19 protein-coding genes are annotated in these 20,129 nt (G+C 46.6%); 14 read left to right on the forward strand and 5 right to left on the reverse strand.

The annotated features are described in order from the left end of the window. Positions 1-63 precede the first annotated feature (63 nt). From glyA to rpiB, 3 genes are all read left to right on the forward strand, one after another. Complete coding sequence (gene glyA / locus DP923_RS04435) at positions 64-1,338, forward strand: serine hydroxymethyltransferase (protein ID WP_112304574.1); 1,275 nt, start codon at positions 64-66, stop codon at positions 1,336-1,338. 99 nt (positions 1,339-1,437) lie between these two features. Further along, positions 1,438-2,283, forward strand: a complete 846-nt coding sequence (gene tatC, locus DP923_RS04440; RefSeq protein WP_112304575.1) for a twin-arginine translocase subunit TatC — start codon at positions 1,438-1,440, stop codon at positions 2,281-2,283. Continuing rightward, the gene (rpiB, locus tag DP923_RS04445; protein WP_112304576.1) at positions 2,283-2,720 is read left to right on the forward strand and encodes a ribose 5-phosphate isomerase B; all 438 of its coding nucleotides are present in this window, start codon (positions 2,283-2,285) and stop codon (positions 2,718-2,720) included. Before tatC ends, rpiB begins: the two co-directional genes overlap by 1 nt. 12 nt (positions 2,721-2,732) lie before the next feature. Here rpiB and DP923_RS04450 read toward each other — a convergent pair whose 3' ends face one another. Beyond that, on the reverse strand, positions 2,733-4,133 hold the full coding sequence (locus DP923_RS04450) for a hypothetical protein (protein WP_112304577.1): 1,401 nt from the start codon (positions 4,131-4,133) through the stop codon (positions 2,733-2,735). A 101-nt stretch (positions 4,134-4,234) separates the two neighbouring features. Between DP923_RS04450 and rbfA the strand changes: the two genes are divergently transcribed. The 8 genes from rbfA to DP923_RS04490 all read left to right on the forward strand — a co-directional run bounded on the left by rbfA (position 4,235) and on the right by DP923_RS04490 (position 13,655). Continuing rightward, positions 4,235-4,633 (forward strand): 30S ribosome-binding factor RbfA, encoded by a 399-nt coding sequence (rbfA, locus tag DP923_RS04455; RefSeq protein WP_112304578.1) that lies wholly within the window; start codon positions 4,235-4,237, stop codon positions 4,631-4,633. A 21-nt stretch (positions 4,634-4,654) separates the two neighbouring features. Next, complete coding sequence (locus DP923_RS04460; RefSeq protein WP_112304579.1) at positions 4,655-5,464, forward strand: class I SAM-dependent methyltransferase; 810 nt, start codon at positions 4,655-4,657, stop codon at positions 5,462-5,464. Between the two features lie 82 nt (positions 5,465-5,546). Further along, entirely contained in the window at positions 5,547-6,770 is a 1,224-nt protein-coding gene (locus DP923_RS04465; protein WP_112304580.1) for an ABC transporter permease, read from the forward strand. 235 nt (positions 6,771-7,005) lie between these two features. Continuing rightward, positions 7,006-9,933, forward strand: a complete 2,928-nt coding sequence (locus DP923_RS04470; protein ID WP_112304581.1) for a DEAD/DEAH box helicase — start codon at positions 7,006-7,008, stop codon at positions 9,931-9,933. 316 nt (positions 9,934-10,249) lie between these two features. Beyond that, complete coding sequence (locus DP923_RS04475; protein ID WP_112304582.1) at positions 10,250-10,690, forward strand: SRPBCC family protein; 441 nt, start codon at positions 10,250-10,252, stop codon at positions 10,688-10,690. 71 nt (positions 10,691-10,761) lie between these two features. Then, positions 10,762-12,243, forward strand: a complete 1,482-nt coding sequence (crtD, locus tag DP923_RS04480; protein WP_112304583.1) for a 1-hydroxycarotenoid 3,4-desaturase CrtD — start codon at positions 10,762-10,764, stop codon at positions 12,241-12,243. Positions 12,244-12,251: 8 nt separating this feature from the next. Continuing rightward, positions 12,252-12,926 carry a carotenoid biosynthesis protein gene (locus DP923_RS04485; RefSeq protein WP_112304584.1) on the forward strand — a complete coding sequence of 225 codons (675 nt, stop codon included), beginning with the start codon at positions 12,252-12,254 and terminating at the stop codon, positions 12,924-12,926. Between the two features lie 117 nt (positions 12,927-13,043). Next, positions 13,044-13,655 carry a TetR/AcrR family transcriptional regulator gene (locus DP923_RS04490; RefSeq protein ID WP_112304585.1) on the forward strand — a complete coding sequence of 204 codons (612 nt, stop codon included), beginning with the start codon at positions 13,044-13,046 and terminating at the stop codon, positions 13,653-13,655. Positions 13,656-13,723: 68 nt separating this feature from the next. Here the strand turns inward: DP923_RS04490 and DP923_RS04495 are convergent, their stop codons facing one another. Together DP923_RS04495 and DP923_RS04500 are read right to left on the reverse strand one after the other, a co-directional pair. After that, the gene (locus tag DP923_RS04495) at positions 13,724-13,966 is read right to left on the reverse strand and encodes a DUF6952 family protein (protein ID WP_112304586.1); all 243 of its coding nucleotides are present in this window, start codon (positions 13,964-13,966) and stop codon (positions 13,724-13,726) included. Positions 13,967-13,970: 4 nt separating this feature from the next. Next, positions 13,971-14,291 carry a thioredoxin family protein gene (locus DP923_RS04500; protein ID WP_112304587.1) on the reverse strand — a complete coding sequence of 107 codons (321 nt, stop codon included), beginning with the start codon at positions 14,289-14,291 and terminating at the stop codon, positions 13,971-13,973. Positions 14,292-14,581: 290 nt separating this feature from the next. Here DP923_RS04500 and prfA point away from each other — a divergent pair, with 290 nt between their 5' ends. From prfA to DP923_RS04515, 3 genes are all read left to right on the forward strand, one after another. Beyond that, complete coding sequence (gene prfA / locus DP923_RS04505; RefSeq protein ID WP_112304588.1) at positions 14,582-15,655, forward strand: peptide chain release factor 1; 1,074 nt, start codon at positions 14,582-14,584, stop codon at positions 15,653-15,655. 406 nt (positions 15,656-16,061) lie between these two features. Beyond that, positions 16,062-17,432 carry a right-handed parallel beta-helix repeat-containing protein gene (locus DP923_RS04510; protein ID WP_112304589.1) on the forward strand — a complete coding sequence of 457 codons (1,371 nt, stop codon included), beginning with the start codon at positions 16,062-16,064 and terminating at the stop codon, positions 17,430-17,432. Positions 17,433-17,454: 22 nt separating this feature from the next. Next, on the forward strand, positions 17,455-17,877 hold the full coding sequence (locus tag DP923_RS04515; protein WP_394341169.1) for a secondary thiamine-phosphate synthase enzyme YjbQ: 423 nt from the start codon (positions 17,455-17,457) through the stop codon (positions 17,875-17,877). A 5-nt stretch (positions 17,878-17,882) separates the two neighbouring features. Here DP923_RS04515 and DP923_RS04520 read toward each other — a convergent pair whose 3' ends face one another. Further along, positions 17,883-18,464, reverse strand: coding sequence for a hypothetical protein (locus DP923_RS04520; RefSeq protein ID WP_112304590.1), 582 nt, complete (start codon positions 18,462-18,464; stop codon positions 17,883-17,885). A gap of 2 nt (positions 18,465-18,466) precedes the next feature. Further along, positions 18,467-19,993 carry a 2,3-bisphosphoglycerate-independent phosphoglycerate mutase gene (gpmI, locus tag DP923_RS04525; RefSeq protein WP_112304816.1) on the reverse strand — a complete coding sequence of 509 codons (1,527 nt, stop codon included), beginning with the start codon at positions 19,991-19,993 and terminating at the stop codon, positions 18,467-18,469. Between the last annotated feature and the right edge of the window lie 136 nt (positions 19,994-20,129).

Here is a 20,129-nt window from a genome sequence, read left to right on the forward strand (position 1 = left end):
AAAGCATTGGTTTATTGGCACACATGCCTTAATTTTGATTGCTTAAATAAACTAAAATCAGCCATGCAGAAAGATACAGCCATATTTGACCTAATAGCACAAGAAAAGCACCGCCAGTTACACGGCCTCGAACTGATCGCTTCTGAAAACTTTGTTTCGGAACAGGTAATGGAGGCCATGGGCAGCGTAATGACAAACAAGTATGCCGAAGGCCTGCCTGGTAAACGTTATTATGGTGGCTGCGAAATCGTGGATCTGTCAGAGCAACTGGCTATCGACCGTGCAAAAGAGCTTTTTGGTGTGGAGTGGGTTAACGTGCAACCGCATTCTGGTGCGCAGGCCAACGCAGCCGTTATGCTGGCTGTATTACAGCCAGGCGATAAAATTTTAGGTTTCGATCTGTCGCATGGCGGGCATTTAACACATGGTTCTCCTGTAAACTTCTCAGGTAAACTATACCAACCGTCTTTTTATGGTGTAGAGCAGGAAACCGGCCTCATCGATTTTGATAAAGTAATAGAAACAGCCCGCCAAGAGCGCCCGAAACTAATCATTTGTGGTGCTTCGGCTTATAGCCGCGACTGGGATTATAAAAAAATGCGCGCAGCAGCGGATGAAGTAGGAGCTTTGTTGCTAGCCGATATTTCACACCCATCCGGCCTGATAGCACGCGGTTTACTGAACAACCCGTTTGAGCACTGCCATATTGTAACTACCACAACCCACAAAACATTGCGTGGCCCACGTGGCGGTATGATTATGATGGGCAAAGATTTTGAGAACCCGTTTGGCCTGAAAACGCCTAAAGGCGAATCGCGCATGATGTCCTCGTTGCTGGATAGCGGCGTATTTCCGGGTACACAGGGCGGGCCTTTAGAGCATGTGATCGCGGCAAAAGCGGTTGCCTACTTCGAAGCACTTTCGGATGATTACCTGGCCTATGTAAAGCAAGTACAGCAAAATGCACAGGCTATGGCCAAAGCGTTTGTTGCGCTTAACTATAACATCATCTCTGGTGGCACTGATAACCACATGATGCTGATCGACCTTCGCTCGAAAGGGATAACTGGCAAACTGGCCGAAAACACACTGGTAAAAGCCGATATCACCATTAATAAAAACATGGTGCCTTTCGATGATAAATCGCCGTTTGTAACGTCTGGTATGCGCATAGGTACGGCAGCTTTAACAACACGCGGCCTGAAAGAAAACGACATGCAGCGCATTGTAGAGCTGATTGACAACGTACTTACTAACCACGACAACGAGAGCAGCATAGCGGCAGCCCGAAAAGATATCAATACCTGGATGCAGGCGTATCCATTGTTTGCCTACTAAGCTTAACTTAAGTTTTATACTTCGAGGAGTAAGAAATTTAGTTGAGCATAAGTATAAAATGAAACAAGCATAACACCCTATTAGACCCTGAGCCCTGTGATGGACCAACAATTTTTAGAGCAAGAGCCGAAGCATGAAATGAGCTTCGTAGACCATCTGGAGGAGCTACGATGGCATATCATCCGGGCTCTGGGTTCTATTTTAGTTTTTGCAATAGTGGCCTTTGTATCGAAAGAGTTCGTCTTTCATGATATCATACTTGCCCCGTCGCGTACGGATTTTTTCAGCTACAGGGTTATGTGCGACCTTGGGGCGAAAATAGGCTCATCGGCTTTATGTATCGATAGTTTGGGATTCACGATACAGAGCAGGCAGATGAGCGGACAGTTTACCATGCACTTAATGGTATCGGCTATACTTGGTTTGGCCTGTGCGTTTCCGTATGCTTTCTGGGAGATCTGGCGCTTCGTAAAACCAGGTTTATATCCGAACGAGCAAAAGAATTCGCAGGGTGCTGTGTTCTGGGTTTCGATCCTGTTTCTGATGGGTTTAATGTTTGGATATTATGTGGCCTCCCCGATCTCGATCAACTTTCTGGCAGGCTACCAGGTCGATCCGTCTATTGCCAATGAGTTCGACTTATCCTCTTACATTTCTACGCTGGCAACCATGAGCCTTTCATGCGCTTTTATGTTTGAGATGCCGGTTATCGTATACTTCTTAACCAAAGCAGGTTTAATGACGCCGGAAATTATGAAGCTATACCGCAGGCATGCCATTGTTGTTATACTGGTTGTTGCAGCTATTATTACACCACCGGATGTCGTAAGCCAGATGCTGATTGGCCTGCCATTGCTTTTACTTTATGAAGCAAGTATAAGTGTTTCAAAATCTATCCGTAAAAGGGATTTAAAGAAATTAAACGAAAATCACACACACGAATAATGGCTTATAAAATTGCAATCGGAGGCGACCACGCCGGTTATACTTACAAAAGCTTACTGGTAACTTTACTGCAGGAACTGGGGCAACAGGTACAGGATTTCGGTCCGGATTCGGAAGCGTCTGTGGATTACCCGGACCACGTACATCCGCTGGCAAAAGCTGTCGTAAAAAAAGAAGCTGATTTTGGTATTCTGATCTGCGGAAGCGGAAACGGCGTAGCCATGACAGCAAACAAATACCCGGAAATAAGAGCTGCACTTTGCTGGCTACCGGAGCTTGCCAAACTTGCCCGCGAGCATAACAACGCAAATGTGCTGTGCATACCTGCTCGTTTTGTAACTGAAGAAGCCGCTGCCGAAATGGTAAAGCTGTTTCTGAGTACCGCATTTGAAGGCGGCCGCCACCAGAACAGGGTAGATAAAATTACAAACTGCTAAAAAGTATAAACGCTACCTGAGCCTGTACACCGATGGTGTCTGGGTAAGCTCGTAAAGGTTAAAAATAGCTGGCAGTTTATACTTTAACGCTGGCATCAAACCCGCCTTATCAATGATATAGGCGGGTTTCTCTTTTCTGAAGTTCTCCTCTATTTCAAAAACCGGCTGGTATTGGTGCAGCTTGCCAAAATGCAGCTGTGCAAAGCGCCAGTTCAGATATGGCGTAACGGGCTTGTTCTGCATATAATAACTGAAATCATCGCCCAGCACCAATATGGTTTTATCTTTTATAGAGGTACCGGGGTTAACGGGCAGGTATAAAGCTGTATCCTTGATCTGGAGCAGGCGGTTGATGCCAAACCATTGGCGGTAGCGCGAAAGTATGACACTGGCCAATAGCAGGAAAAAGAACAGGTTAAGCAGCCATACTTTGCGGGGAGCTGTAAAAAAATATTCGCTGAAGTACGCAATAGGTGGTAACAGCAGTACAAAGCTTTGCCCGGAAATTTCGCCGCGCGTAAAAATGATAACCACGGCGGTTAGCAGCCAAACCCACATCACCTGCTCAAACTTAACCTGAAAAACCAAACGCTGCGGCAACGAAAGCAGGCTGATAACAGAAAGCACCAGAATGAAGGCAGGCCAAGCTAAAAGCTTTATCATATCTACAGGCGCAACTATAAAAACCAGTCTGAACTTCCAGGGCTGGAAAAGATGCAGCGCAAAAAAATCGGATAGAGTGCCGGTATACAAATAATAGGTAAGCAGCACAGCGTACGGAAACGCAAACCCGCATAACATCAGCAGCGCGCTCCGGACGGTGCTGGACGCAAAAAAGATCACTGCAAAAATACTGAGCAACAGAAACAGCGCCAGCGGCAAATAACAAAGTGCAGCCAGCCCGATCATGAAACCACCCACAAAAAGCCGGCTGTTATCAAACCCCTCCCTGGAAACCGTGATGATATAAGGCAGCGAAAAAATGATAAACGTATTCCCGATCAGGAGCGGCGAAAGCAGATTAAAGTGAAACGTTATGCTTCCCAGAATCAGGTAAGTCAGCGCTGGCAGGTAATTTTTTGAATTGTAAACCTGGTGCCGGTTTAAAATATGGTTAAACAGTAAGGCCTGAAGCAACAACAACACCATGGCAGTAAGCCGGTAAGTAAGGTACGAGCGGCCGGCCAGCAGATCAAGGCACCAGTAAAGCAAGGCCGAAAGCGGTGCAGTGTTGTCATAGATTTCACGGTACATCACAAAGCCATCCGCCATCCGCTCGCCTACCAGCATTTGCAGCAGTTCGGGTACGGTACCGGTATCGCTAAATAAGATGAGTGGTAACTGTATGCCCAGGAAAAGGATAACAAGTAAAAACAGTCGGGAGGGCAGTATGCTTCGGAAGTAACTTATCAACGACAGAAAGAGTTAGAAGAGACTATATACGGCCGTTATCAGAAATGAATGGACGGTTCTGGGGTAAAAATGCGAAATTAATATGATATTTGCATCTTGATATGGAAAGTAAAAGACAACAGAAGTTTTCGAGACTTATACAGAAAGAATTAGCCGATATCTTTCAGCGCGAAGTGCCACACCTTTTTGGCAGCGCCTTTATTTCGGTAAGTATGGTACGCGTATCCCCGGATCTGGGGCTTGCCAGAGTATACGTAAGTGTGATGATGGCCCCGGACAGCAAAGCCTTATTGGGCGAAGTACGGGAAAATACAAAAACGATTCGCCATTTGCTGGCCCAGCGCATTAAGAGCCAGGTACGTATTGTGCCGGAGTTGGTGTTTTTCCTGGATGATGGCGCCGAGTACGCTGCTTCAATGGACAAACTGTTTTCCGGACTGGAGATTCCTCCTGCTCCCGAAAACGATGACGAATTCGACGAGATCTACCCTAACAAATAAGCTACTGCACTTCACCCTTTTATGCAATACGATCCGATAAAGCGGGTTTTGGGCGATGTTTTTAACAAAACCCCATTCCTTCGCCGTGTATTTTATAACCTGCTCGATCTGCTTTTGCTCCGCACCTGGCATGTGCACAAAGAGCTGCGCACATGGGCAACAGGCCGCCGCGACAAAGAGCAGCGCATATTAGATGCCGGTTCCGGGTTTGGGCAGTATACCTATTTTATGACCGGCATGAGCCGCAAATGGAATGTGCTGGCAGTAGATGTAAAAGAAGAACAGGTATCGGATTGCAACCAGTTTTTCAGAGCAATAGGCCGTAACAACGTACTTTTCAAAATTGCAGACCTGGTGCAGTTCCGCCAGCCCGAAAGTTATGATCTTATACTTTCGGTGGATGTGATGGAGCACATTCTGGAAGATGTGGACGTGTTCCGTAATTTTCAGGCTTCGTTGCGGCCGGGCGGTATGCTGCTCATCTCTACCCCATCAGACCAGGGCGGCTCCGATGTGCACGAAGACAGTGAAACCTCTTTTATAGAAGAGCACGTACGCGATGGCTACAATATCCGGGAGATTGAAGATAAACTGAAACTGGCAGGTTTTAGTAAAGTGGAAGCACGCTACTCGTATGGCAAACCGGGGCAAGTTTCGTGGAGACTATCTATGAAGTACCCGATGCTGATGCTGAACGTGTCTAAAATTTTCTTTATCCTGCTTCCGTTCTATTACCTGCTAACCTTCCCGATCAGCCTGGTTTTAAACTGGCGCGATGTAAACGGAAAGCATCCATCCGGCACCGGCCTGATCGTGAAAGCCTGGAAGTAGTTTTTTAATTACGAATGACGAGTTAAGAATTACGAGTTGTAGATTCCAAAATGATTTAAAGATAAACAATTAGCAATCTAAGATGAATGTACCTTTTCTGATAGCGAAGCGATATTTTTTCTCCAGAAAGAAGAGGAACATCATCAGCATTATTTCCAATATTGCCATGATCGGGGTGGCCGTTGGCTCTATGGCGCTGATCGTGGTATTATCGGTTTTTAACGGGTTAGAAGACCTGATCCGGGAGATTTATTCCAGCTTTGATCCGAACCTGAAGATCACGGCCATGGAAGGCAAATCTTTCGAAACGGACACCGAGTTTATGAACCGCATCCGCAAAATGCCGGGCGTAGCTGTGGTATCCGAGGTAATTGAAGATAACGCCCTGCTGCGCTACAACGACCGCCAGATGGTGGTAAAAATGAAAGGCGTAAGCGAGAACTTCTTCCGCCAGAACGATATTGATTCTTCTGTAGTGGAAGGCCACAGCCAGCTCATCCTGAATGATAAATATTATGCGCTGGTGGGCCGTGGCGTGCAATACCAGTTATCCATCCGGCCGGGCAACCAGTTTGTGCCGATGCAATTCCTGTATCCGCGCAACGTAAAGTATAACCCGCTAAACCCCGAAGGTGCTTTTAACAACCTGAGCATAGCCCCCGGCGGTATTTTTGCCATCGAGCGGCAGTACGACGATGCCTACGTTTTTGTACCCCTTAACTTTGCCGAAGAACTGCTGGAGTATGGCCGCCGCCGCACCTCCCTCGAAGTAAAAGTAGAACCAAATTACGAGATTGCACAGGTACAGAAAGACCTGAAAAAGCTGCTTGGCGCCGGCTTTAAAGTACAGAATAGCGACGAGCAACACACCAGTTTACTGCGGGCTGTTAAAGTAGAGAAGCTGTTTGTTTTCATTACGTTCGCTTTTATCCTTTTCATCGCGTCTTTAAATATCTTTTTCTCCCTGTCGATGCTCGTTATTGATAAGAAAAAGGACATTGCCATACTTGCCTCTATGGGCGCCACAGCCACTACGATCCGTAATATTTTTTTGCTGGAAGGTGCGCTGGTTGCTTTTATCGGGGCGGCTTACGGGCTGTCGTTTGGGATGCTGCTGTGCAACCTGCAGCAATCGCTTGGCCTGGTAAGTATGGGCATTGCCAGCTCTGTGGTAGACCCGTATCCGGTTAAAATGGAAGTAGATGATTTTGTGCTGACCGGCGTGGCCATTATTGTGGTAACACTGCTGGTTTCTATCAGGCCAGCCCTGAAAGCTGCGTCCATGTCTGTAACGGATCAGTTATAAAAAATCAAAGTATAAATTTCCTGTTTTATACGTTGCTGTAGTAAGCTATACTTCCGGTATATTCTGAAGCTGAATAAGCTACGTATTTTCCACCTTCCTTCAAAACAAAAGGCACTGTTTGGTGTTGAATACGCGAGCCGGAAGTATCGCTTTTTTCGGGACTCAATAATATCATAATTCATAGGAAATCCGCCAGTTTAGGACTACATTTGGAGTCCTACTATTTGTCTTTGGCATGAAAGTATACACCACGCAGCCTTTTCAGGCGATTTATTCGTTGTTTGAACACGAATACCTGGGCTACTTGTTTGAGTCTTTTGTAGTGCAGGTAAATTCGAAGGGCCAGCTCACGTTGCAGCACCAGAATATATCGGCTAAAAACGCTGACGAGTTCTCTTCCCGGCTTGATGCCAATGACTTTAAGTTAATTGCCCTGGTAGACCAGATTCAGCAGGAAGCAGTGGTGAAAAAATTCTCTGTCAAGAAAATGTCGGCCGTAGATTTTTTTCTGAAAGTATACGACCCCGAAAAGGGCGATAAACTGCTTCAGGAGAAAATAACCCAGCATATACAGGTACGCATGGGCAAGATACTGGAGCTGCTCCGCGATAAGAAAACCTTTATCATGGGCAAAGACGGCGAACCTACCTGGAAACAGGTAAACATCGCACCGGAGCGGGCAACTGTACTTTTCAATTTCCGGCGCAATTCCGATAATACACACTACTTCCCTAGCATACGTTATGCCGGCGAAAAGCTGCACTTCCAATACCGGAATGCTTCGCTTATTTGCTATGAGCCTGCCTGGCTAATGCTGGATGATGTGATCTATAGTTTCGAGAAAGCGGTGGATGGCAAAAAACTGCAGCCCTTCCTGAACAAGAAGTTTATTGTTATTCCGCGTTCAGTAGAAGAAAATTACTACCGCAAGTTTGTAGCGCCGCTTGTAGAGTCGTTTGATGTGGATGCCAAGGGCTTTACCATACGCTCCGAAAGGTATGAGCCCAGCCCGTTTCTTACTTTTTCTGAGATCAAAGCAACCTCGCTGCCTGCCATCCTGTCCAACGGAACTTCAGAAAACAAACCCGAAAAAGGAGACAACAGCCGTATACTTTTTAACCTCTCGTTTAAGTATGGCGATTACGAGGTAGAAACCCAGGAAACCAAACGTGTTAGCGTGAACATGGAAATGAAAGACGATTCCTACGTTTTCCATAGGCTGATACGAAACGTACACCATGAGAAAAACTTTGCCGGAGAGCTGCAGAAACGCGAGCTGGAAGTAAAAGACGGCAAAGCCATACTTGACCGGGGCGATGCGTTTGCCTGGCTCAGCAGCAACTTAAAAGACCTGGAAGAACTTGGCTTTACGGTTCGGCAATCAGAACACAGCGCTAAAAACTACTTTATCGGCGAAGTATCGCTTAACATCGGCATCACCGAAAATAACGATTGGTTTGATGTGTACGGCATCGTGCATTTCGGAGAATTCGAGATTCCGTTCATCAAGCTAAAGAACCACATCCTTACCAAGAACAACGAATTTAAACTCCCGAACGGACAGATAGCTATTATACCTGAAGAGTGGTTTGCGCAATACATCGAGCTTTTCGCGTTTGCGGAAGGCAACGAAACCCTGACCTTGCGCAAGCACCATATGGCCCTCGTAAACGATTTGCAGAATGGCAACCTGGCTACCATAACCATGAGCCGGAAACTGGAAAAACTGCGCGAGTTTGAGACCATAGAAGATTACCCGATGCCGGCCGGCTTTATAGGCGAGCTCCGGCCGTACCAGAAAGCCGGCTATAACTGGCTGCAGTTTGTACAGAACTACAAGTTTGGCGGTTGCCTGGCCGATGACATGGGCCTTGGTAAAACCGTGCAAACGCTGGCCATGCTGCAGCACCGCAAAGAGAACGGCGCAGGCGCAGCCTCGTTGCTGGTAATGCCAACCTCGCTGGTGTATAACTGGATGAACGAAGCGCAGAAGTTTACGCCGCAACTGCGTGTACTCAACTATACCGGCACGTACCGCGACAAATCTGTTGCCCAGTTCGAACACTATGATGTGATCCTGACCTCGTATGGCATTGCCCGTTTGGATGTGGAGCTGTTCAAGACCTATTATTTCGATTACATTATACTGGATGAGTCGCAGGCCATTAAGAACCCCGATTCGAACACTTCCAAAGCGGTACGCGAACTGAAATCGAAGCACCGGCTTATACTGACGGGTACGCCCGTAGAGAACAGCACCATGGATTTATGGGCGCAGATGTCGTTTATTAACCCGGGTTTGCTGGGCAACCAGCACTTTTTCCGGAACGAGTTTCTGAAGCCGATCGAACGCGAAAAAGACGAACAGAAAACACGCCGTTTGCACGCACTTATCAAACCATTTATACTTAGAAGGCACAAATCGCAGGTGGCCACCGAGCTGCCCGAAAAAATAGAGCATACCTCCTACTGCCGCATGACCGAAGAGCAGGAACATGCCTACGAAGAAACGAAATCGTTTTACCGTAACAAGATTCTGACGAACCTGGAGGAAAACGGGCCGGGTAATACACAGTTTATGTTATTGCAGGGCTTAACCAAACTGCGCCAGATAGCTAACCACCCGCTCATGACCGATCCCGGCTACGAAGGCGAATCGGGTAAGCTGAAAGAGGTGTTGCGCATGACCAAAAATGTGGTAGGCAAAGGGCACAAATTGCTTATATTCAGCCAGTTTGTGAAGCACCTGAGTATTATCAGGCAAGAACTGGATGAGCGCGGCATTACCTACGCTTACCTGGATGGCAACACCAAAAACAGGCAGGAGCAGGTAGAGTTGTTCCAGACAGATAAAAGTATACAGGTGTTCCTGATCTCGCTGAAAGCAGGTGGCGTGGGCCTTAACCTGACAGCGGCCGATTATGTATTTATACTGGACCCGTGGTGGAACCCGGCCGTAGAAGCCCAGGCCGTAGACAGAGCGCACCGCATCGGGCAGCAGAACAAAGTGTTTACTTACAAGTTTATCACTAAAGACTCCGTAGAAGAAAAGATACTGGCCCTGCAGAACCGCAAAATAAAGCTGGTAACCGACCTCATCAGCACCGACGAAACAATCATCAAGAGCTTATCAAAAGAAGATATCGATAATCTGCTGAGTTAGGGTTTGATAGTTGAATTGTGGATTGTTGAAGTATAAAAACTAATGTCTACCGCAAGTTTAAGCGCAGCGGTAACTTGTGGTGGTGCATGACGCAAGTATTCTACTTGCTTTCTGCGACAGCAGAAAAAGTACTCGTGCAGAAACGGTTATTGAGTTTTGTCATCCTGAAAGGATCTTGGTAATGAGTTGCAGGTAACGCACAAGATCCTTTCATGATACAGAATGGGAAAGGCAGTTCTTATACTTTACAGGTCATTACCAAAGTATAAGCCATTGCTAGAACCACAGTTCAACAACCTAACAATAAGAAACCAACATGCAGCTTCATCTTAAAACACACGTCAGGCAAAATTACGTAACTGTTTTTGAGGCTTTCGATGAAGTGTTGTTCCGGAAGCTGGCGCCGCCTTACCCGCGCTTAAATTTGCTTCGGTTTGATGGCAGCAAGCCCGGCGATGTAGTAGCCATTGAGATGCTGACAGGCCTGAGCCGCCACCGCTGGACCAGTTTAATAACCGAAGAAAGTATAACTGCCACCGAAGCTTATTTTATAGACGAAGGCCAGGAGCTACCTTTCCCGTTGCGGCGCTGGCGGCACAAACATTTAGTTACCAAAGAAGGCAGCGGCGCTATCATACATGACCTGATTGAGTTTAGTACAGGTATTAAGATGCTGGATATCGTACTATACCCGTTACTGCTGGCGCAATTCAGTTTGCGGAAACCGATTTACCGGAAAGTGTTCGGGAAAGTATAAAACAGCTCAAAACTTTTACCAGCGCTTATCAGTTTAGAGCGAAAGAAACCGGAACGGCTTATAGTAGACCTATGAAAAAAGCAGCCATTGTAGGCGCAGGAATTGGGGGCATTGCAGCAAGTATACGGCTGGCCGTGAAAGGCTATGATGTAACCGTTTTTGAAGCGAGCGCTACATTTGGTGGCAAGATGAAGCAATTCTGGCTCGGCAAGTATAGGTTTGATGCAGGCCCGTCGTTGTTTACGCTGCCGCACCTGGTAGATGAGCTTTTTACACTGGCAGGCCGCACTCCTTCAGATTATTTTATCTATACCCGCCTCAACCCGATCACGCACTATTTCTGGCCGGATGGCAGCCAGCTGAAAGCATACGCCGAACCCGCAAAATTTGCCCACGAAGTAGAAATGCAACTGGGCATACCTGCACAGGACGTACAAAAAGCATTGGCTAAAAGCGAGCGACTGTACAATGGCACAGCTCCTACTTTCCTGCATAAATCGTTGCACAAAGCGCAAACATACTTCAGCACTGATGTACTGAAATCGCTGGGTTGTCTCTCTGATCTGGGCCTGACCACAACCATGCACGAGGCAAATGCCGGCCAGTTTAAAGATCCGCGTTTTGTGCAGCTACTGGATCGCTTCGCGACTTACAACGGCTCCGACCCCTACCAGGCACCCGGCACACTTAACATAATTCCGCACTTAGAGCATAGCATTGGCGCTTTTTACCCGGAAGGCGGTATTTATGCCATTGCAGCAAGTCTGGTTAAGCTAGCCGAAGAACTGGGCGTAACGTTCCGGTATAACGAAGCGGTAAATCAGATTTTAACAACAGGAAACAACGTAACCGGCCTGCAAACAGCAAAAGGCAAGTATAAAGCAGATGTGGTGGTGAGCAACATGGATGTGGTGCCCACCTACCGCAGATTACTACCACAGTTGCCTGCCCCTGAAGCAACATTAAAGCAGCCGCGTTCCAGTTCAGCACTTATTTTTTACTGGGGCATCAAGCGGCAGTTTCCGGAGCTGCATGTGCATAATATCTTGTTCAGCGAAGACTATAAAACTGAATTTGAGCATATTTTTAAGTACAAAACAGTAGCCGCAGACCCGACCGTATACATTAATATTACGTCTAAAGCAGATGCTACCGATGCACCTGAAGGCGGTGAGAACTGGTTTGTAATGGTAAACGTGCCGCACAACCAGGGCCAGGATTGGGAAGCCTTAACCACAACTACCCGCCAGGCTGTACTTCAGAAAATAAGTAACATGCTGGGCGTTGCTATAGAGCCGCTGATAGAAGAGGAACAGGTATTGGACCCACTCCTGATCGAGAGCCAGACCTCGTCGTTTGCGGGTGCTTTGTATGGCAGCAGTTCCAATAACCGCATGGCAGCTTTTCTGCGTCATCCCAATTTTACATCCAAAGCAGCTGGTTTATACTTTTGTGGCGGCAGCGTGCATCCGGGTGGCGGCATTCCGTTGTGTTTGTTATCAGCTAGAATTGTGGGAGACCTGGTACCCGCTGCGCATCAACATCAAAGATAAAAATAAACATGCCCGAAACAGCCCAGAACATATTAACAGCTAACCACAAGTATAGTAAGTATAAATTACCGGCTGCGCTGGCAGTGCTGGTTATTTTCCATTGTGTAGGTTTGTGGGGTATGTTGTTTAGCAGCGATGTGGCTTCGTTTCAGAAACTGACGCCGCTAAACCTTATTCTTACCAATGTGCTGCTTTTCGCTTTCCACCGTAACTGGAATTTTACTTTTATACTTTTTGCGGTAGTGGTGGCTGTTGTCGGTTTTATGGCTGAAGTGGTGGGCGTGCACACGGGGCTGCTGTTTGGTAATTATGCCTATGGCGCCTCGCTTGGGACAAAAGTATGGGAAGTGCCGCTTTTGATCGGATTAAACTGGCTGATGCTGGTGTACACGACCGGCCACATTGCCAACCAGCTGAAGGTGCCAAAACTGATAAAAGCGTTGATTGGCGCGGCCTTGATGGTACTGCTTGACTTTTTGATTGAGCCCGTTGCCATGAAGTATGATTTCTGGGACTGGAAAGATGCGGTGATTCCGGCGTCTAATTTCGCTGGCTGGCTGGTGTTGGCATTTCTGTTGCATATATACTTTCAGACAACTGCTATTTTTAAGAAGAACGTGCTGGCGCCGGCCGTTTATGTTATTCAACTTCTGTTTTTCCTGACCTTATACCTAAATATCTAGCTATCAAAACCCGGATTTGCTTCAGTATCGGTTAAATTATTTTAAATTGCCTCTCTTATTTCTGTCACAAATCAGTATACATTATATGGTTATCATATAAGGGGAGGATTCTAATAAATGACATTTCTGGAAACTATACTTGGCGAGATTTTACGCATATTCAAGCAATACGGCATTGAGGCAAATTCAGAAGATGAAATTGCACGGATGCTTGATATCCGGCAGTCTACGTTTCGGGAGTTGTTTGCCAACAAAGCCGATATGGTGAAACAGGTAGTGGAGTTTGATATTGAGCAGCAGAAAAAAGAACAGGCCGATATACACGAAAAAGCTGCCAACCCGGTAGAAGAAATGATGCTGCTGCTGACCAATGGCATTAAAAGAATGCACGAAATAAACCCGGTCATGATTCAGGAGATGAACCAATCTTATCCTCAAGCATGGGCAATAAGCATGGACTACCTGAGCAACCACTCACAGCACCTGAATGCTGAAGTACTGAACCGGGGCATCTTAAGTGGCTATTTCAGAAAAGATATTAATATACAGCTGGTTACCAAGATTCTGCTGGAACAGTTTCATATGCTGATAAATCCTGCAGTCTTTCCGCCGGAGCGTTATAACCTGGCAGAGGTGTTCAGGAGCGTTTATTTATACTATGTGCGCGGTATCTGCACTGAAACGGGTGGCAAACTGGCAGAAGAATATTTTAGTAAAAACAACCTGTAAGCAGGGTATAAAACAGGAACGGCTCCAAAGCATTATACTTCGGAGCCGTTCCTGTTTAAAAATATTTTCTAGTTGATGGATACACGTACTTTTTTAGTGTATTCGCGCAACGAGGTTTTAAAATCAGCGCTGTTGTCCTGCATGTGGTTCAGGATCCAGATAGCAGCTAAAACGTGCGTTAATTGTTCGCCTTCGTCGTCGCCTTCTACTTCAATTGGCAATGCCTGTTCGTCTACGATAGCTGCTTCTGCGGCCATCAGCTCATCCATACTATTGCTTTCTACTAACTTTTTTATGGCAGGTATCTTCATCGGGCTATGCGTTTAGTTTCTGGATCAGGTTTACAACTGCGTCTTCTTTGCTCGCAGCAATGGTGTCTACCAACTGTCCGCCATTAAAAATAGCGAAGAAAGGCAGGTTAGTTACGCTTGCCAGTTTACGTGCTTCCGGGCTTTGCTCTGCGTTTACGTCCACAAACGTGATACCATCGAACTGGGCATCATCAGACATACGCTTAAACTTAGGTGAAAATAAGCGGCAGCTGCCACACCAGTCAGCATAATACTTTACAACTACTTTCTGGTTGGCGTTTAACACATTCGTAAAATCACTATCAGTTGCTACTATAACAGCCATATCGTTTTTTAATTTGAGTTCAGTAAGATAAGTATGTTACCATCATACTTGGTACAAAGGTAAAAGTTTCAAAGCGGAATAACATTATAACGTATATGGATTTAATTTATAAACTGATAAATTAATTCTATAATGTAGCTTTATACTTTCATCAGTATAAAGCTAATGCATAAGTTATCAAAAAGTATGATCAGTTATACTTCCGGTTTGAACAAGTTTTTACCCAAAATTGTATAAATAAAACTACAAGGCAATTTTGTATCTTTGTAGCGTAAAATCAGAAAACAACAATGTTAGATAAATTAAAAGCCATAAGCGACCGTTTTGAGGAAGTAGGTCAGTTGCTGATTCAGCCTGATGTGGCCAGCGACATGAAGAAGTATAAAGCGCTGAACAAAGAATACAAAGACCTTGATAAGATTGTAGTTGAATATAAAAAGTACCTGAACCTGCTCAGCAACATTGATAGCGCCAAGCAGGTTATCTCTACCGAAAAAGACGAGGACTTCCGCCAGATGGCTAAAGAAGAACTTGATATGCTTCTGCCACAGCGCGACGAAATGGAAGATGCGCTGAAAGAGTTGCTAATCCCGAAAGATCCGAACGATAGCAAAGACATCATCATGGAGATCCGTGCTGGTGCTGGTGGCGATGAGGCTTCTATTTTTGCCGGCGACCTGTACCGTATGTACACGCGTTTTGCCGAGAAAATGGGCTGGCGCACTGAACTGATCGATGCGACAGAAGGTACATCGGGCGGCTACAAAGAGATTATTGTGGGCATGCAGGGCGAAGACGTGTACGGTAAGCTTAAATTCGAATCGGGTGTGCACCGCGTACAGCGCGTACCAGCCACCGAAACGCAGGGCCGTATCCATACTTCGGTAGCCTCTGTGGTGGTACTTCCGGAGGTGGAGGAATTTGACATTGACCTGGATATGAATGATATCCGCAAAGACTTGTTCTGTTCGTCTGGTCCGGGTGGTCAGTCCGTAAACACGACCTATTCTGCTGTTCGTTTAACCCACTTACCAACTGGTTTGGTTGCCCAGTGCCAGGATCAGAAATCGCAGCTGAAGAACTTTGATAAAGCCTTAGCTGTACTACGCTCGCGTATTTATGAGCAGGAACTGGCTAAAAAGCTGGAAGCCGAAGGTGCACAGCGTAAATCGATGGTAGGCGGCGGCGACCGTTCTGATAAGATCCGTACCTATAATTACCCGCAGGGCCGCGTAACCGATCACCGCATTGGTTACACCGTTTATAACCTGCCTAACGTAATGGATGGCGGCATTGATGACTTCGTAGAAGAGCTGCGCATCGCTGAAAACGCGGAACGCCTGAAAGAAGGCGCCACTGCTTAAGCACGCAAAAGTATAAAACAGAAAAGGATGCCATGAAGCAAGTATAGCTGCCGGCATCCTTTTCTGTTTTAATTGCTAAATTGCTCTATTGTCTGATAGCGTATACATGCCGCAAGTTTGAGTGACAGCGTAACTTGCAGTTAAATATGGTGCAAGTTTTCAACTTTGCCGAGAGCCTTTGAGATCTGCATCATTTCTGAGAGAGCAGAAAAGTATACTTTCAGAAATGTTTATCCTATTTGTCATCCTGTTAAGGATCTTAGTAATGAGTTGCAGGTAACACACAGGATCCTTTCAGGATGACAGAGCGTGAAAGGCAGTCCTTATACTTTATAAGTCATTATCAAAGTATAAGTTATGGCAGGTTACTTTTAATTTAATAACCCACAACACAACAATCAGAATCTTGAAATACCTGCTTGCCATAATTCCCCTGCTCTTGTTGCTGTCGGTTTTCTCATGCGAACCGAAGGATGAGCACATTACTTCGGACGGAAATGCCAGGCTTACTTTTTCAGGAGATACGATTCTGTTTGATACCGTCTTTGTAACCCAAGGAAGTATAACCAAGCGCCTGAAAGTATATAACCCCAACGCAAAAGCAGTTGAGATTGAGGAAATAGGATTGGCAGGTGCCGAAACATCGGCATATGAGTTGATCATAAATGGTGTGCAAAGCCTGTTTGTGCGTAAGCTGGAGCTGCGTGGTAAAGACAGTTTATTGATTCTGGTAAAGGTCAACATCAACCCAAAAGCAACTGCACTTCCTTTCCTGGTAGCAGACTCCATACTTTTCAGGGTGAACGGCAATAGGCAGAATGTAAAGTTGGTAGCTTACGGGCAAGATGCGTATTTTTATCAAAAGGCAAGTATAGGCAACACTGTTTGGGATAACAGCAAACCGCACGTGCTGCTCGATACCATTCAGGTGCAGGAAGGCGCAACACTTACCATCGAGAAAGGAACCCGCATCTACGCCCGCAACAAAGCAGCTTTACTTATCAATGGCAAGTTAGTAACAGAAGGCACGCCAACCGAGCGGATTGTTTTCAGTGGTTATCGCCGCGAGCCCGAGTATGTGATAGCGGCAGGTCAATGGGCAGGAATCCGGATTTTGGCTAAAAGCAGCGGCAACACCTTAAAGTACACCGACCTTAAAAACGCGACCACCGGTTTATACATTGCCAACCCCGGTATGGGCGAAACGCTGGTTGATGGCTGCACCGTACAGTATGCGCTACAAGATGGCATTGCGGCTTATAATGCTGAGGTGAAAGTGGTCAATTCCCTGCTCTATAATTGCGGACAGTATAGTTTCGGTTGTTTTGGAGGCGGTACCTATCAGGTGCTTTATTCTACTATTGTAAGCTATGGTAACCGATCGTTCAGAGATACGCCGCTGTTTGCCGTACAAGACAATGTCCCGGGTGCAGCAAGCAAGCCCCAACCGGTTTCGTTGCGGTTAGTTAACTCGATTATTTATTCGGACAGAGGCACGGGCCGCGACGAGCTGCAACTGGAAGGCATCACCAACCAGGAAATAAAGTATAACCTACTACTCACTGAAAAGTATAAAACCGAACTGGCAGGCAACGGCAACAAGCTGAACGAAAACCCGAAGTTTAAAAGTATAGCCAAAGCCATTTTTGAGTTGGATACGCTGTCGCCGGCTAGCGGTGCCGCTATTTTTCTCCCTGAAACTTTAACAGATATGAAAGGCAAGACCCGGGGCAGCACCAAACCGGACCTCGGCGCATATGAGCGAAGTATAGATTAGGTTGCTAAAGCAAGTATAAACGATGATGTGGTTCCAGAAAGAAGTAAGATTACCGGCTGTTACGCGGGGTTTCCATTTAATTACCGACCTGCTGACGGCGCAGCTGCCTGAACTGGAAGAGATTGAAGTTGGGCTGGCGCATATTTTCATCAAGCATACTTCTGCCAGCCTCACCATTAATGAAGATGCGGACCCCTCCGTACGTCAGGATTTCGAGAGCCATTTTAACCACATGGTGCCCGAAAAACAACCGTATTACCGCCATACTTCCGAAGGGCCCGATGATATGCCTGCTCATTTAAAAGCGGCTATGCTGGGCAGCTCTATAAGTATACCCATCACGAAAGGCCGGTTTAATTTAGGAACCTGGCAGGGTATTTACCTGTGCGAGCATCGCAACCAGGCAGGCAAGCGCACTGTGGTGGTAACCTTACAAGGCAACTAAACTGTTTATAAGTGGGCAACTATCCGGTAGTGCAGCGAGTCCCCGAAAAATAGCTTTTGTACGCCATCAACTTCGTAGCTTTCCACGTTGCCGGTAGTTGGGTTTGCTTCCAGTTTGAGGTTGCGGCTAGTATAAAAAAGTATGTTCTTATCCTGAATAACGCCTTCCAGTTTCCGTAGTTTTCGGTCTTCAGATAAGTGCAGTTGCATGTAATGTACCAGCGCAGCTGCATCCGGCAGGCGCGTGTACGTCAACAAAGTGCCGCCATCGTCCAGCGCGGTTTCTTTTAAAGTATAATACTCCAGTAAAGTAGGGCGGTTCAGGTCCAATTCTTCAAAAATAGCCAGTTCGTCTACCCAATCCAGACTATCCGTTTCGATGGTTTCTACGGGTTTATCTTCTGTCTGAACAGATTTAAGCACTGTTGGCTTCTGCGCTTGCAGCATTTGTTGCTGCTCTTGCAGATAGGCCGTCAGGTTATAAGCAGCCTCGCCATTTGTAGCTACAGGCGTTGCGGGCCGCTCACAGCCCGTTAAGGTTAGCAGCAACACACTCAAAACAGATAACAAATAGCTGGCTGGCTTCATACTTAGTGGTTTATCAAAGAAATTCCGGTCATGTCTTCAGGCTGCGGCACACCTAATAGTTCAAGTATAGTCGGAGCCAGATCGCCTAATTTGCCCGGGTGCAGACTTCCTGTAAAATCAGTGCTTACCAAAGCGCAAGGCACTAAACTGGTGGTGTGGGCGGTGTTTGGTGTTCCATCCGGGTTGATCATGCAATCAGCGTTGCCGTGGTCTGCAATCACAATCACATCGTAGTTATGCTGGAGGGCAGTTGTAATTACTTTTTCAGCGCACATATCCACGGTTTCGCAGGCTTTAACGGCCGCTTCGAATACCCCGGTGTGGCCTACCATGTCCGGGTTAGCAAAGTTAAGGCAGATAAAATCAGCAGAGCGCTGCTCCAGTTCCGGTATAATCGCATCCCGAATCTCAAACGCACTCATTTCCGGCTTCATATCGTAGGTTGCTACTTTTGGTGAGGGGCATAATAAACGGCGCTCGCCATCAAAAACCGTTTCACGGCCTCCCGAGAAAAAAAACGTTACGTGCGGGTATTTCTCGGTTTCAGCAATCCGGATCTGCGTTCTGCCAGCTTTCGCCAGCACTTCGCCCAAGGTATTATTCAGGTTATCTTTATCAAAAACAGCGGTTACACCTTCAAATGTATCGTCGTAATTGGTGAGTGTAATGTAATGCAGGTTGAGTTTGTGCATGTCCTGCTCCGGGAAATCGCGCTGCGTCAGGGCCTGGGTTATTTCGCGTCCACGGTCGGTGCGGTAGTTAAAGCAGATCACCACATCGCCTTCCTGTATGGTAGCCACCGGAAAACCGTTTTGGTCTACGTTGATGATCGGAAGTATAAACTCGTCGGTAACGCCAGCCTCGTAAGAAGCCAACACTGAGTCTATCAGGTTTTGGGATGGCGTGCCCACTCCTTTTACTAAGAGGTCGTAAGCCAACCGTATGCGTTCCCAGCGGTTATCGCGGTCCATGGCATAATAGCGGCCAACAATAGAAGCTACCGTTCCGCCGGTTTGCGCCAGGTGGCTTTGCAGCTCATTCAGGTACATGGCGCCGCCTTTCGGGTCGGTGTCGCGGCCATCGGTAAAAGCATGCATAAACAGGTTTTGCACGCCCTGCTCGGATGCTGCCGTACAAAGTGCCTTTAAATGATTAATATGCGCATGCACGCCGCCATCAGATAGCAGCCCGATAAAATGCACTGGCCTGTTATTGACTTTCGCGTACGCAAACGCATTGGCAAGCGCAGGCATAGAAGCTAATCTGTGCTCGGCAATAGTTTTGTTGATGAGCACCAGGTCCTGATACACGACACGGCCGGCGCCAATGTTCATGTGCCCTACTTCGGAATTGCCCATCTGGCCTTCAGGCAAGCCAACGGCTACCCCGGATGCTTCCAGTGTTGTTGTTGGATAGTTCTGAAGTATCGCATCTATAAAAGGGGTATTGGCTTTATCTATCGCTGATACGTCGGGGTTGGTAGCAATGCCCCAACCATCTAAAATCATTAAGAGTACCTTTTTATCCATAGCACAAATATAAGTATTATCTTTCAAAGCAGGGGTTGCGCAGGTCGCCCGAAAGTATAGTTTTGCAGCCTACCCATCTTAAATTGTTTCTTTCCGGGTAAAGTAAATTTCAGGGAAAAAAAACCAGGTATAAAGT

The sequence above is a fragment of the Pontibacter arcticus genome, from assembly GCF_003284895.1.
GTDB lineage: Bacteria > Bacteroidota > Bacteroidia > Cytophagales > Hymenobacteraceae > Pontibacter > Pontibacter arcticus.

What these genes read in the sequence shown, in the direction of transcription:
- glyA (WP_112304574.1), top strand. Translation starts at nt 64, where the DNA reads ATGCAGAAAGATACAGCCATATTTGACCTAATAGCACAAGAAAAGCAC.
- tatC (WP_112304575.1), top strand. Translation starts at nt 1,438, where the DNA reads ATGGACCAACAATTTTTAGAGCAAGAGCCGAAGCATGAAATGAGCTTC.
- rpiB (WP_112304576.1), top strand. Translation starts at nt 2,283, where the DNA reads ATGGCTTATAAAATTGCAATCGGAGGCGACCACGCCGGTTATACTTAC.
- rbfA (WP_112304578.1), top strand. Translation starts at nt 4,235, where the DNA reads ATGGAAAGTAAAAGACAACAGAAGTTTTCGAGACTTATACAGAAAGAA.
- DP923_RS04460 (WP_112304579.1), top strand. Translation starts at nt 4,655, where the DNA reads ATGCAATACGATCCGATAAAGCGGGTTTTGGGCGATGTTTTTAACAAA.
- DP923_RS04465 (WP_112304580.1), top strand. Translation starts at nt 5,547, where the DNA reads ATGAATGTACCTTTTCTGATAGCGAAGCGATATTTTTTCTCCAGAAAG.
- DP923_RS04470 (WP_112304581.1), top strand. Translation starts at nt 7,006, where the DNA reads ATGAAAGTATACACCACGCAGCCTTTTCAGGCGATTTATTCGTTGTTT.
- DP923_RS04475 (WP_112304582.1), top strand. Translation starts at nt 10,250, where the DNA reads ATGCAGCTTCATCTTAAAACACACGTCAGGCAAAATTACGTAACTGTT.
- crtD (WP_112304583.1), top strand. Translation starts at nt 10,762, where the DNA reads ATGAAAAAAGCAGCCATTGTAGGCGCAGGAATTGGGGGCATTGCAGCA.
- DP923_RS04485 (WP_112304584.1), top strand. Translation starts at nt 12,252, where the DNA reads ATGCCCGAAACAGCCCAGAACATATTAACAGCTAACCACAAGTATAGT.
- DP923_RS04490 (WP_112304585.1), top strand. Translation starts at nt 13,044, where the DNA reads ATGACATTTCTGGAAACTATACTTGGCGAGATTTTACGCATATTCAAG.
- DP923_RS04495 (WP_112304586.1), bottom strand. Translation starts at nt 13,966, where the DNA reads ATGAAGATACCTGCCATAAAAAAGTTAGTAGAAAGCAATAGTATGGAT.
- DP923_RS04500 (WP_112304587.1), bottom strand. Translation starts at nt 14,291, where the DNA reads ATGGCTGTTATAGTAGCAACTGATAGTGATTTTACGAATGTGTTAAAC.
- prfA (WP_112304588.1), top strand. Translation starts at nt 14,582, where the DNA reads ATGTTAGATAAATTAAAAGCCATAAGCGACCGTTTTGAGGAAGTAGGT.
- DP923_RS04515 (WP_394341169.1), top strand. Translation starts at nt 17,455, where the DNA reads ATGATGTGGTTCCAGAAAGAAGTAAGATTACCGGCTGTTACGCGGGGT.
- DP923_RS04520 (WP_112304590.1), bottom strand. Translation starts at nt 18,464, where the DNA reads ATGAAGCCAGCCAGCTATTTGTTATCTGTTTTGAGTGTGTTGCTGCTA.
- gpmI (WP_112304816.1), bottom strand. Translation starts at nt 19,993, where the DNA reads ATGGATAAAAAGGTACTCTTAATGATTTTAGATGGTTGGGGCATTGCT.